Source organism: Anaerocolumna xylanovorans DSM 12503 (genome assembly GCF_900143645.1).
Taxonomy (GTDB): domain Bacteria; phylum Bacillota; class Clostridia; order Lachnospirales; family Lachnospiraceae; genus Anaerocolumna; species Anaerocolumna xylanovorans.
Map to the genome: position 1 here is coordinate 94,372 of NZ_FRFD01000014.1, position 14,180 is coordinate 108,551.

At 33.8% G+C, this 14,180-nt stretch carries 11 protein-coding genes; 3 read left to right on the plus strand and 8 right to left on the minus strand.

Annotation, left to right across the window (positions count from 1 at the left end):
- Positions 1 to 79: 79 nt before the first annotated feature.
- The 8 genes from BUF11_RS21070 to BUF11_RS21105 form a co-directional block, all read right to left on the minus strand.
- Positions 80 to 1,813 carry an ABC transporter ATP-binding protein gene (locus BUF11_RS21070; protein ID WP_073590855.1) on the minus strand — a complete coding sequence of 578 codons (1,734 nt, stop codon included), beginning with the start codon at positions 1,811 to 1,813 and terminating at the stop codon, positions 80 to 82.
- Positions 1,810 to 3,561: an ABC transporter ATP-binding protein gene (locus BUF11_RS21075; protein ID WP_073590856.1), complete on the minus strand. Its 1,752-nt coding sequence runs from the start codon at positions 3,559 to 3,561 to the stop codon at positions 1,810 to 1,812. The genes BUF11_RS21070 and BUF11_RS21075 overlap by 4 nt, the downstream gene beginning before the upstream one ends.
- A gap of 94 nt (positions 3,562 to 3,655) precedes the next feature.
- Complete coding sequence (locus tag BUF11_RS21080; protein ID WP_073590857.1) at positions 3,656 to 4,279, minus strand: TetR/AcrR family transcriptional regulator; 624 nt, start codon at positions 4,277 to 4,279, stop codon at positions 3,656 to 3,658.
- Positions 4,280 to 4,590: 311 nt separating this feature from the next.
- Positions 4,591 to 5,262 (minus strand): cell wall hydrolase, encoded by a 672-nt coding sequence (locus BUF11_RS21085; protein WP_073590858.1) that lies wholly within the window; start codon positions 5,260 to 5,262, stop codon positions 4,591 to 4,593.
- A 518-nt stretch (positions 5,263 to 5,780) separates the two neighbouring features.
- Positions 5,781 to 6,089, minus strand: coding sequence for a hypothetical protein (locus BUF11_RS21090; RefSeq protein WP_073590859.1), 309 nt, complete (start codon positions 6,087 to 6,089; stop codon positions 5,781 to 5,783).
- Positions 6,090 to 6,368: 279 nt separating this feature from the next.
- Entirely contained in the window at positions 6,369 to 7,358 is a 990-nt protein-coding gene (locus BUF11_RS21095) for a phage lytic cycle repressor MrpR family protein (protein ID WP_073590860.1), read from the minus strand.
- Positions 7,351 to 8,634, minus strand: coding sequence for a hypothetical protein (locus tag BUF11_RS21100; protein ID WP_073590861.1), 1,284 nt, complete (start codon positions 8,632 to 8,634; stop codon positions 7,351 to 7,353). Before BUF11_RS21100 ends, BUF11_RS21095 begins: the two co-directional genes overlap by 8 nt.
- Before the next feature lie 380 nt (positions 8,635 to 9,014).
- Positions 9,015 to 9,269 carry a hypothetical protein gene (locus tag BUF11_RS21105; RefSeq protein WP_073590862.1) on the minus strand — a complete coding sequence of 85 codons (255 nt, stop codon included), beginning with the start codon at positions 9,267 to 9,269 and terminating at the stop codon, positions 9,015 to 9,017.
- A 338-nt stretch (positions 9,270 to 9,607) separates the two neighbouring features.
- On the opposite strand from BUF11_RS21105, the gene BUF11_RS21110 reads away from it, so the two are divergent.
- The 3 genes from BUF11_RS21110 to BUF11_RS21120 all read left to right on the plus strand — a co-directional run bounded on the left by BUF11_RS21110 (position 9,608) and on the right by BUF11_RS21120 (position 14,179).
- Positions 9,608 to 12,244 (plus strand): hypothetical protein, encoded by a 2,637-nt coding sequence (locus BUF11_RS21110; RefSeq protein ID WP_139243478.1) that lies wholly within the window; start codon positions 9,608 to 9,610, stop codon positions 12,242 to 12,244.
- On the plus strand, positions 12,237 to 12,995 hold the full coding sequence (locus tag BUF11_RS21115; protein ID WP_073590864.1) for a hypothetical protein: 759 nt from the start codon (positions 12,237 to 12,239) through the stop codon (positions 12,993 to 12,995). Before BUF11_RS21110 ends, BUF11_RS21115 begins: the two co-directional genes overlap by 8 nt.
- 425 nt (positions 12,996 to 13,420) lie before the next feature.
- Positions 13,421 to 14,179, plus strand: coding sequence for a hypothetical protein (locus BUF11_RS21120; RefSeq protein WP_139243479.1), 759 nt, complete (start codon positions 13,421 to 13,423; stop codon positions 14,177 to 14,179).
- Position 14,180: the final 1 nt, after the last annotated feature.

Consider the following 14,180-nt stretch of genomic DNA (forward strand, 5'->3'; position numbering starts at 1 on the left):
ATTCACACTAACACCCATGCATTTCGCAAGTTTACTTGCGAAACTGCCTAAATCAAAAGTGAAAAATGCTTTCTATTTTTCACACTACTCCCCAGGAGGCTGCTTCTTTTCTTTCGCTTACAAACCTCTTATAGATACCTTCTTCCTTTATTAATTCATCGTGCTTTCCCTTCTGCACAATACGTCCATCATCTACTACCAGTATCTGGTCTGCATGGCGTACTGTTTTCAGGCGGTGGGCAATCATGATAACTGTTTTATCTCTGGTCAGCTGCTCAAATGCCCTCTGCAGACGGTCTTCATTTTCCGGATCCACATTTGCAGTTGCTTCATCAAAAATGATAATCGGAGCATTCTTTAAAATAGCTCTTGCTATGGATATTCTCTGCTTTTCACCGCCGGAAAGGGCGAATCCATTTTCTCCGATTACCGTATCGTAATTCTGGGGCAGCTGCATGATAAACTCGTGACAGCAGGCTTTCTCTGCCGCTGCTATCACTTCCTTTCTGGTTGCCTTTGGATTTCCAAAGCGGATATTATTTTCAATTGTATCCTGGAACAGATACACATTCTGAAACACCATACTTATCTGGCTCATTAAAGATTCCAGTGTATATTCCCGTATGTCTGTTTTCCCTATGCAAATTTTTCCACCATCTACGTCCCAGAATCTTGCAATAAGGCTGCATATTGTTGTCTTGCCGGAACCGCTCGGCCCGATAATTGCAGTCATTGTTTTGTCTTTCATACTGACACTGACATCCTTTAAAATCTGACGCTGTTCATAGGAAAAATCTACGTGCTCTAAAATAATATCATGGGTCTCTGGCATTTGTTCTTTTCCCTTTTCATCCATAACCGGCGTATCATCCATTTGATTTGCCTGCTCAATAGAGCTTCCGCAAACACGAAGAATTGCTACTCCATGCCCCGCAGACTCTATTTGTTCAAAGATAATAAAGGATATGACAATAAACATAAGCGCATAGGTAAGCTCCATAGTTCCGTCAAAATAAAACAGCAGGGCAGCCGCCATCATGATTACACTGAAAATTCTTAAAATAGATTCCTGCATAATGTTATACGGTGTCAGCAGCTTTTCCATGGCAAGGTTGGTATTTTTACTGCTCTCGATAGCACGGTCAATCTTTTTATCATCTATCCTGGTCAAATTAAAGGACTTTACAATACTCATTCCCTGAATTGTTTCCAGAACTTTTTCTACAAGTTCGGCTTGTGCCTTCTGCCTTTTGGGGGCAGTATTCCGTGATTTCTTCTCCATGGAAGAAGTCACTATACAAAACAGCACAATCCCAACCACTGCAATTAGTCCCATTCTCCAGTCAAAAACCAGCATGTAGGCTGTAAATACAACGGTGGTGATAAATCCGCTTAATGTCAATACCATAACCATCGGTGCAGTCATCTCCACATCAGAAAGAACCGTTGTGCAGATACCGGTAATATTACCAAGGCTGCTCTGGTTAAAAAATCCCATTGGTATCAGCTTCATCTTATTGCCGATATAGACCCTTTTATTGGCAGCCATAAAATAACCTGCATGTGTCTGCTGCAGCTGTGAAAAATAGTTTGTGGCAATCTTTCCCGCAATGCTGATAACCATCAATATCAGAATATACCATATTATTTTTTTATCCACAGTTTTCGATACCAGCGCCTGTATTGTCAAAAAAATCGCACCAATCTGGAGCATATGGAATACAGCATTCAAAAATCCCACTGCAACTGATTTCTTAATGTTCTTTTGTTCTTCCCCTGCAAACCGCCAGATTTTTTTAAATATCTCTATCATGCCTCTTCACCATCCTTTACTCCAATATGTGCTTCCCACATTTTCCGGTAAAGCCCGGATTCTTCTAACAGCTGTGTATGGGTGCCCTTTGCAGGGATACTTCCCTGATCCACAAGCAGAATCTGGTGTGCACCTGTTATAGTAGACAGACGGTGTGCTATTATAATCAATGTTTTTCCCTGCACCAGCTTAGAAATAGCTTTCTGGATAACCGCTTCATTCTCCGGATCAATATACGCTGTCGCTTCATCAAGGATAACGATTGGCGCATCCTTTAACATTGCTCTTGCAATCGCAATTCTTTGCCTTTCACCGCCGGAAAGATGTGCTCCTCCGCCGCCTACAAGGGTGTCGTATCCATGTTCCAGTCTGCGGATAAATTCGTCACAGCCTGCCTTCTTTGCAGCCTCTTCCACTTCTCTGTCCGTAGCATTTTCCCTTCCCATGCGGATGTTTTCACGGATAGAATCATCAAAGAGGAAGTTGTCCTGGGATACATAGGCAATATTGTCTGATATCTGTGCAAGAGGCATCTCTCTGATATCTTTTCCGCCGATAAAGATATTTCCCTCTTCCACATCCCAAAAGCCGGCAATCAGTTTTGTAATTGTTGACTTTCCGCTTCCGCTTGGACCTACAAAAGCATTCACAGTCCCCTGCCTGATTGTCAGGCTGATATCATTTAATACATTTTTCTTTTCCTCTTCATAGGTAAAGGAAACATGCTCCATCCTGATATCTGTTCCATTCAGCTTTACCCTCTCTGCCGGATGATACTGCTCCTTGGCATTTAAAATAGTCTCTATGGATTCTATGATAGTTCCTGTCTGGGCAAGCGAATCCACATAGTTAGAGGCCGCCATAATCGGTCCTGCAATTCCCATGGACAGGATCATTACCATGATAAAGTCGGAAGAAGATACACTCCCATTCATATAAAACGCTAACCCCAAAGGTAATACGCCGATTAAAACTGCCGGGCTGATATTTCGATAGCAGGCCGAACCAATCTGGGCACTTTTCATCCAGTTATAAAAGAAGCCTGCATTTGCATTGACTGCATCCACATACCCGGCGTAGGCTTCCTTCCCCTGGTTAAATGCTTTTATTACTTCAATTCCATTTACATATTCCACAATAGAATCATTCATTTTTTTGCCCACCTGAACCGATTCTTTATACTTTTCCGGATATGTCTTCATGGTGGACATCATAAAAACCATTCCTATCGGCAGCGTTACTACAGAAATAAGTGCAAGCCTCCAATCAATATAAAACAGGGCAGCCAACAGCACTAAGGGAGCAAGGATATTGGATGTCATTTCCGGGAGTAAATGTGCCAGTGTCTTTTCCATGCTCTCAATCTGATCTACCAGTATACTTTTCCACCGTCCTATGGATTGCTCCTGCAGGGTTCCCATAGACAGGTTGGATAGTTTATGTACACATTTATTTCTCACTTCAGCCAATACAGCAAAGGTGGCAATATGTGACTGAGCAATAGAATATGAGGTAAGCAGTACTTTTCCTAAGCTTCCTGCCAGGGCCAAAATAAGCCATGGGATACACTTCTTCATATCTGCCGCCCCCTCAATCAGCATAATAATAATTTTCCCCGCGCAAAAGTATGGGATAAATCCCGCTGCAACACCAAGGACTGCCAATACCATCGATACCTTTAATCTGGTGTGCTGCGATTTTGCCAATAACCATATTCTCTTCAACGGACTTTCTTTTCTTTGTTCCATAAATCCTCCTTAAGTTAGTTTCATCTAACCTGAATTCAAAATAAAAATGTGCCATGGCACATTCTTAGCAGAGCGTCTTATACATGTATTCTCTCTATGATTCCCATTGATAGATTTTTGCAAAACCCGCATAATAGAATTCTCTTAACTGTTTTGCATACTGCATGCCGTCTTCCTTTTTCATATTATGACGCACCATTTCAAAAATACCGGAATAGTAAGCACTGGTTACAATATGGAGAAATTCCGGGCTGATATTTCCATTGCTGATTACATCATCTCCTGTACAGTCCATGTATTTAACGGTGTAATCCATTTCTATTTCCACCAGTTCATTCAGAAAATCTGAAAACTCTGTGCCCTCAGCGCACTCAAGAAGCAGTTTGAAAACATCATAATGCTTATAGATATATTCAACAAACTGCTCTGCTCCAGTCCCGCTATACCTAAATACATTCTTTTTCTGATAATCCGCATCTCTCTGATGAAAAGATTCCTGCACCTCTAAGAACCAGTCTTTAAACTCTTCTACTACCGGAGCAACAATGGCCTGGAACAGTCCTTCTTTGCTATGAAAACGGGTATAAATAGAACTGGTGCTGGTACCTGCTGCCAGTGCTATCGTACGCAAAGATGCATCCTTAAATCCTTTACTTAGAAATTCCGTTTTTGCGCATTCATACACCTTCTCATAAACTCCCTCAATCTGCTTTGCCATAGTTTTTCTCCTTTGATATATTTAAAACAGTGTTTCATAACACTGTTCTGAATATATAGCTTTCTTCCTCAAATGTCAATATTTATACAAGAACTTTTCTATTAATGATAATTCTTCTCATTAGTATCCGTTAGATGGTAATGCAGGATGTAAACCACCAGCTTTTTACCGAAAGTATTATGGACGAGGTCCTGCTTAGCATGAATGACAGAAAGGATATATCAGAGGAAGAGAAAGAAAAGCGTTCGGCTTAGATTACACCCATATGCACATGGATTTTTTTATATCCCCTTTTTAGCAATGAACTTCTCCTATTTATAAAAACAATGTCCGCTATCATCCTGGAACAAAAATATTAACTTTTTAAACCAAGACTTATTTCTTTCTGATTTTACATCTGCCGGATTACAAAAATATAAAGCTTTATTTATAACACCATTTTTTAATACTTTATCCACCGCTTCTTTTGTACTTTTTGCTATATTCACTGAATAATACCTTTTATCCCGTATTGGTGAAAACTGATTCTTTTGGAACACAACAGACTTTATATTATCCGGGAACACATCTGATCCAACTCTATTCAAAACTACGCTTACTATGTTCATTTTTGCTTCTAAGCTTTGGTTTGTACATTCCGCTTCCGTAATTCGCTCTAATATTTTTCTTTCTTTAGCAGTAATATCATAAACATATTCATCTATATCAAAGTCGTCTGAAATGAATGAGGCTAATTTAATTTCATCAACTCTACCTGATTCGGAGGTTATATTATTCTTGTCTGACTTATTACTATTACCCTTTACTTCTATAGGTGTGGGTGCACTGATCACCGATTCCAGGCGGTAAATCTCACCTTGTATTAGTCTTCTGCTCCCTGTTTGAACGGAAACTTTTTGATTATTAACCTCCCACTTAGAGCCGATCAGTAAGGTCGTAGCTGTTAATAGTACACAGCCACTTAGTAGACTTTTTCTTCTCATCGTGTCTATCCTTTCTTTTATATTTCATATTTTATTTATTACTTTTGAAGAATCCCTTTGCTAAAAACTTATAACTTGCATAACAATCTCCTATTGGCGTTACACAATAACCTTTCTCCTCTTAAAGAGGAATGCGCATTCCGAAATTTATATAAAGCGTTTGCAACCGCTAATTTTTGTTCCATTTTATGTTGTTTATTTGATTTTAAAAAACTTACCTAATTTATATACTCCCTCATATGAAAGGTTGTAATTGTTATATGTAAAATTTATTAATCCAAAACTTCTGCTGCCACATTCAGGACATCTTAGTTCTTCTCCATAGATATCATTATGTACTCGGTTAATTTCACTCTGGTGAAACACATGATTACATTTTCTGCATTGGCACATTTCCTTCCTACGTTCTTCCTTGTTTAAAATATTATCACCCCTTTATAGTTATCTTTTGGTCTATATTAATGATTATATTGCGTTTTTAATATTTGTTGCATATTTTATTGTTTATTGTTTTCTTTTTATATTTCAACATTTATATTTATATATCCAGCATCATTTTTAAAAACTAATTTGATATTATTTTCTCTAAATAATATATCTTCTAATAAATTTATGCCTATAGCACTTAATACATATGCATTATCAAATAATGTATATTGAAAGTCATCAAAAATCAAAACGTCATCATTCAATTCGGCAGTCAATATATTTAATTCGTATGTAATATTACTCTGACATTTTTCAGTGACTTTATACTGTTTTACATCGCATAACAGATTATAATACTCCAATTTCTCGATTAGTTCTTCGGCTTTGTCTAACATCATTCAGTAACAATCCCCCTTCTATTATTTTACTTGTATGGAAGGCAGATTTATGTTAGAATTAAATCATACCATCCGACTATGGATTATGGTAGCTTATAGAAGTGCAGATAACTTTGGACGGTGTTCTGCACTTCTATTTTTATTTTTTATCTAGAATCGAACGTTTGTTCTAATTCATTCTATCACACTATTCTGTACTAATCAACCCATAATGTTGAATTTTATGTTGAATATTTTCTTTGTTATCAAAATATAAAGGTGGTTTCCCACCGTTATATTTTACTCTATTAATTCAAGTATGTCTTTTATTTGCAGCCTGAACATTCTTGTAGTCATATTGGAACCAAACTCATAAATATAGTTCTGTATTTCACTTTCAAATTCATAATCTCTTCTATTAACTTTATTATACAGAGCCTGCTTAAATGTAATACCTCTCTCCGCAAACTTGCTTTTAATATAATTTATTAAGCCGCTTCTGTATATATTAGTTCCGTTAAACCATCTGTTTTTGATGACTTTTTGGGCGTCCCGCAATCTTTTTCCTAAAACAACATCACTTGCAGGTAAATCTTTTGCTCCTGTGCTGCACACCTTAAAAACATAGCAACTTTCATCATAATATTTTTTATCTAAACGTTTTATTTGTTCAAGTCCTTGCGGATGATAATAATGTTCTTCGTTGGCTTTTTTCATCAGCTTAATAAACAAATCGTCAACCTTAACAATTCTTCCGGTAATTAATTTTACTGTATGTTCTGTCTCATTTAAGTCATCCATTTTTAGATTTGATAGTTCTTCAAATTCATTACCGAGTACACTCATAAAAATAGCGTATGAAATAAATTTTAATGAATAATCATCGAACATATCAATGTACTTATATAAAGTTTCTCTTGTAATAAACTTACTTTCTAAAAATTCTAATGGAACTATCTCTGCAATAAAAGGCTCCATTATTTTTCTGTCATAAAAGTTTATTATGTTGTTACTCTCCACCAATCCTTCTTTCAGACACCATTGATAGTAATTAGTAAAGTAACTAAGAATTAAAAATAATGTTTTACGTGATCTGGAATTAAAAGATTTCAATAATTTTACTACCTCATCCATTGTAAAATTACATAAATCCTTTTCAAACTGTGCTTCGATTTTTTCAACACTTATGAAGTATCTTCTAATAATGGGTTTCGTGTTGACATCATATTTACAAAATGGGTCTGATAAATAACTCTCTTTTCTCTTTCTTCCTTCTACAATATCAAACATTTCCACCAACCTCTTTCATTATTTTATTTAAATCATTGTAGTTTCTTGGTACCGGTTTATCTTTAATTACCATTGAATTTAAAGTAGTTTGAAAAGACTCATCAGATATAATCTTTATTATATCTATTTTTCTGTTCCTATTTTGTTTTAATAAGTAGATATAACAAAACCACTCTTCTTTACTGAATGGCGTATTATCCCTACCGGTCTTTACTATTATACGATTCAAACTTTCTAATAAATATTCACTTACTAATATTTTTTGATTCTTCTCTTTCACAACTTCATTAAAAAATTCTGGTAATAAATCGTATAAGTACACATACATATTGTCATCTATAGTTCCATGAAGTAGATAGTCTCCAGAAGTATTAAGATGATTAATAATATACGTATAGGGGTTTCCCACATTTAATCTCACAACTTGAGTTTCTTTAAAATGATTCTTTTTGTCCATCTGTTCAATGTATCTGTTAGCGCTTTTTGTAGACAAAAAAACAATCCTAAATTCACACGGGAAATTCCAATTTCCATTCTTAATTTTGGAACGTATCTCTGCTAAATAATTGTGAAATCCTTCAATTAAATCTAATTGTATACCTTCAGGAATAATCAAGTCTTTTCCTCGAATTTCAACGGTCTTCTCATTAATTTCCGGATTAATATTTATGGTTCCCTGCACCGGAAAATACATACCGTCTACCATTCGATCCTGAATTTCTCCAACAGACCTCCAGTTAACGTCTAGTTGGCTTACCGGAACCCCGTTAGATTCTATCACAATTAAATCCCTTTGTGTTTCAGGATTAAATTTAAGTAAACCAAGTTTAGCCCACCGATATACTTCATTAATGTCAGTGTGGATGGTTATATAATTGTAGGGATTTATATCGGTTAAGTGCCAGTTTCCATCCTTTATTACGATGTTGAAATTTTGTTCTTTCTTAGGAATTGGCTTTTTGAATTCTTTCATTTCTATCTCGGTAAAATACTCTTCCTCATTCAAATCACTTGAATCTAATTCGGTATAATTTTCTAAACATAATGCTTTAATGGAACTCATTAGTTTATACAGCATGTCATAAGACAATGTCTCAATTCGAATTATTTCGTTTAATATATCAACGGTTATATTATATTCAACGCGAAAGTCACGAAACATTATTTTTTGTAATTCTTTTACTAATGTTTTTGGATGCAAACTTATATCTGTTAATTGAGCAATTTTTTCTTGTAAGACCATTCGTAACTTATCCTGAGCATCTTTATTCCGCATACTATTCTCCTCCTACAAAGATAATACAACATAATAGTATCATTAAATAATATTTATGTCAAACACTTTTTGTTGCATTATATACTTATTATATTGATATGCCCTAGCATATTGATAATCATTATAAGTTTTTATTTCAGATATATCTTACAGCAATTGAATATGAACACTCATATTTATGTTAAACATGTCTTTATCAGATATTACGCCTATTTTCTCCTAAAAAGAGATTTATCCATTCACTAACACATTCACATGGTATAACACCATTCTGTATATTTGTTGCATTTATTACACATTAAAATATAATGCCACAAGAAGAATATGTCAATACATTTTTATATTTTAATTCATTTAATAGCAGTTCTGCCTCTTTGATTTCAACCGTCTTCCCTTTCAATTGCCGGTTTTGGCATATGTCCCCAATGCGTAACTTCCCAGGTACCAGGAACTTTTATACCATCTATATACCAAACCCAGATTTCTTTGCGGCCATGCATTTCCTTTACGTATTTAGCTGCTTTCGTTTGAATTTCAACATTCCAGTAAGGACTGTAGACAGTTACTAAATATTCTATACCTGAAGCTAACTTGGGCGGTTCTTTTACGTTAATATTTATCCAAGAAAATTCCATACTTATTCTCCATAACTTTATTTAAGAAAATTATACTATAATATTAATAACATATTCAATCATTTAGATAAATCATATTGATAACTTTAAAACTATTCCTTTAAGAAAAAATCACTTAAAAATATTTAAAGCAAGGATTAACAGAAATAATATGCAACATATATTGACACAGAAATAATATAATGATATTCTGAAAGTGTGAGAATAACTAAAATACAATGTTAAAGGAGGAATGACTTATATTAAAACAAAAGTCTTCGCAGAAATTTATATTTAAAATTCATTCCACAAGATTAAGAAAATCACGTTGGGATTTAGAATTAGATATAAAAACAGCAATGTTAGGAGGGGAATTAATTTCATTAGCTGACAGTACCGTTCTTCGATTCATTGATGAGTTAAACGGATTTGAAGATAACGAAATGAAAGTAAAGGAATTAAAGGATAAAATAAAACAGGAAAGAAAGACCGGTAATAAAAAACCTTTAAAAGAATTATATGAGCAATTAAATACGCTTCAGTTTAAACCAGATTATATGTGTCTCATTATAGATAAAGGATCGGATTATTGGCATGCTTACAAAAATGGGTTTAAAATAAACGGGATAAAATATAAAAGACTGCTTGCTACTACTGGCGGAGTGAAAGGTAAAACTATAGTTTTTGTAAGTGAACGATTAAAGGATGCCTTAAGAAATAGAATTGACAATGGAAGGAATTTAAAAAAAGAAATAATACCGGCTAAATTCGGAGCATATGAAGCTTTAAGCTGCTCCTCTTCTGTTGTTGTTTCGGATCCATGCAATATTTTAGTCGTAAAAGATTGCGAAATTGACATTGTAGATGACGTGATTGCCTTAAATGACTTTAACGAAGGAGAACCAGAAATATTATACAAAAAGAATGAAGTGATACCTAAAAATGCAAGTGATGGTTTTGGATTGATGCTGCCATGGAGAGCTGCCAGATGGGCCCTGGATTTAGGAATAGATTATATCCCGTCCGGGTTTAATACAAGGGCATACGCATTTGAAAAGGGAATGTTGGTTACCTTTGACTTCATTGATTTTGCAAAAAAGCATAATAAATTTATAACTCATGATGCCTGGGGGAAAGAAGTTGACATTAGAGATTATGATGTTATTTTAACTACTTCTATGCTGAAATTATGGGATAGTTATTCCAGTTTTGATGACTACATATATAATTGCAAGAAAAACAACTACAAATTCTGTATTTCTAAAGTATGCCCGGAGGCATTGGATAACGAACGGGATTTGAATTATCAGTTTATACAAAGTTACAGATTGACTGATGAAGACATTCAAGAATTAATACAGCCTACGATTGATGAAATAAAAGATATCTTAGGAATGGATTATCGGAAAAGTTTATTGTTTTTAAAGGGAATTGGGCTTAATAGTGATAATATAAATATTTATGATTCAGATTTTATTACCTCATTAATGATAGATAAAAACATGATCAACGATCCTTATGTCAGAAACAGAATCCATTACTTGATTAAGAAAAGAATAAATGAAGCCAAAACCGGGGTTGTTAAAGTAAATGGGAATTATCAGATAGCTTGCGGAGACCCCTATGCATTATGCCAGAGTATTTTAGAACTGCCTGTTACCGGTATTCTTAAAAAGGGAGAGTTTTATTCTAAGTATTGGGCTGATAAAAATATCAACGAAGTTGTTTGTTTCCGTGCCCCAATGACATGCCATAATAACATTCGCAAATTACAAATTATTGATAATGATAATATCAGATATTGGTATAAATGGATTAAAACCATGCTGGTTTTTAATTCATGGGATACTGCTACCGATGCTATGAATGGAGAAGACTTTGATTCCGATCAGAATTTTACAACTGACAACGAAATTCTTTTACGGAATACAAGAGAGTTACCTACGATTATGTGTGCGCAGAAAAAGGCTGATAAAAAAATTATTATGGAAGACGATTTAGTTCAGGCAAACATCGATAGTTTTGGTGATGACATTGGGATGTACACCAATGGAATAACCGGTCAGTTTGACATTCAATCGCAATTTGATATCGAAAGTGAAGAATATAAGGTTTTGGGCTATCGAATCATGTGCGGGCAGCTATTTCAACAAAACGCAATTGATAAAGCAAAAGGGATAATATCAAGGCCAAGACCCTCTGAATGGTTTGATTACAGATTTAATGAAATAAAATTAAATGATACCGAAGAAGAAAAAAGTAAAAAAGAATTTAATCAAAATATCACCGCAGATAAGAAACCTTATTTCATGCGTTATATCTACCCGCAATTAATGAAATCTTATAATGATTATTTGGAAAGTTCAAATCAAAAATGTATTTGTGAATTCAAATTAACTCTAAATGAATTAATAGAAAAGCCAAATAAAACTATACAGGAATGTGATTTTTTAGACTATTACGAGAAGCGTATGCCGGTAAGTAATTATAATTGTATTGTTAATAAGATATGCAGAATACTTGAAGATCAATTTGACAATTACTTAATTAACTTTAAATCAGACGCAGAGTTTGATTATTCTATTCTAAAATCAGATTCTACCTATACTAAGCAGCAATATAAAACAATTAATACTCTGTATAAAGAATATTGTGATGAACTACAAAAGCATCAACAACGGGCAAAGAGAGAAAGGCTTAACAAAGACGATATTAATGAAACAAGAAATATATTAATGCAAAATTTCATGCAAAAATGTTTAACTGCCTGTCCTGATGACAATGTATTAACAAATATTGTTTTAGATATATGTTACAGTTCAAAAAAATCGAAACAATTTGCCTGGGATATTTGCGGCAGAACTATAATAGAAAATCTATTAAAACAAAATGATTATATGATCTGGTATCCTAAAGAATCAGATGAAGGCGATATTGAATTTAATGGGAAGAAATTCATTATGAAAAATAAGAAATTGGAGTGGAAAAATGATTAGAATATTATTAAATGAGAAAATATATGCTGAAAGATTATTAGAACAAGATACTCTGGATAGGAAAGCAACATTTGATTTGCGCATTCTGGCAAAATATCTTTATTATGAAAGAAACCTGACTCCAAATAAAATATATCTGGAATTAATAAAAATAATGGAAGAAAAGTATACTAATTTTTCTTTAGCGAAATGGCAGCCGCTTTTATTGGATTTATCAAAAAATGCAACAAAATATAATCTCATAGAAATTGAATACATACCAATTACTAAAAACGAGTTATTAACTATTGATAATGTAGCAAGTAAACCCATGCAAAGATTAGCATTTACTCTTCTTTGCCTTGCAAAGTATAGGAATATCATTAACCCCAATAATAATGACTGGGAAAATTATGAATTTAAAGAAATATTCAAAAGGGCTAACATACAGGCTACAAAGAAGGAACAGGGATTTATGATTCATGACCTAAGAAATACCGGACTCATAAAGATGAATAAGCTTGTTGATAATTTAAGTGTTAATGTTTGCTATATAGATAAAGAAGCTTCAGAAGAAGTTTTAAAGATTATGGATTTTCATAACCTGGGATATGAGTATTTAGTATATTGCGGTGAAAAATTCATTAGATGCAATAAATGCGGTACCTTAGTAAAGCAAAATAAACAGAACAATAGACTATACTGCAATGAATGCCAATTAGAAAAACAATTGGAATGGAACAGAAACTATATGAAAAAAGCACGCGAATGATAACTGTGGAGTTTTTTCAACCGCACTAAAGCCTGTAAAATCAATACTTCCAGACATCATGACATTATTTCTTATGTGTATAATAAACATAATATGCAACATATATTTCTAATCCGAGTGTAATATATTATCTTAGAGCAGAGGGTGCGGTCAATTGCTACGCACTCTTTTGCTGTCCAATTGGACTCAACAATTTATAAGTGAAAGGAATGATTAACCTGTTTTTAATCCGAAAACATGAAGCCATGTATTTAAGGTCGAAGGGAGTTTTTGTGCCGGAGTTTAATAAGACTCATAAACAAAAATACCTCCTTGTAGAAAATGGCAGAAATGAAAAGTTATTAGAAGCTTATAGAAAAAGCTTGAGCATTCATTAGCTCACAATAAAATAATAAAAATACTAAACTAAAAGGTTGGTGCTGCTTTTGATGATTGATGAATTAAAGATTTATAGAGGTGACGATTTGGCAGTTAGCAAAAATATTGTTCTACACCAGCCAACTCTTAATGAAATTTGTGATTATGGAGAAAAAGAATATTTCCATATGGTTTCTACTTTGACTTCGGTTGGCGCAGATTTAAAGTGGCAGCTTGATAATATAGGGATTGATTATACGAAAATAGATGATTTTGAATTATTCTACAAATTATTTATCAAAATGTTTACAGTCCGGCAAACCAGCATAATTTTTGGTGATACTCTGGACTTTACCAAGTTTGAGTTATGTACCAATACCTTAAACAACGAATTATGCTTAGTACAGCAGATATACAGCGAGGAAGAAGAATCCGAAAATATAGTAATTGATAAATTTACTTATTCAGTAATAACCGATTATTTACGAAAAATCCACGGCTTTAAAACAAATGAACAATTGCCGGCGAATGAATCCACTAAAAGAATACTTATTGAAGATGACAGAGATGCTTATTTATTAAATAAAAATAAAGAGCATCACTCATATTTATTAAATTTAATATCGGCAATGATAAATTCCGAGGGATTCAAATATGACCATACAAAAGTATGGAATATGAAAATAAACGCTTTCATGGACAGTATAAAGAGAATATCGAAAATCAAAAATGCAGACTTGTTACTGCAAAGTGGATATTCGGGTTATGGCATTAATTTAAAAGAGATAGACCAAAAACAATTAGATTGGTATGGAGAACTCAATTGAG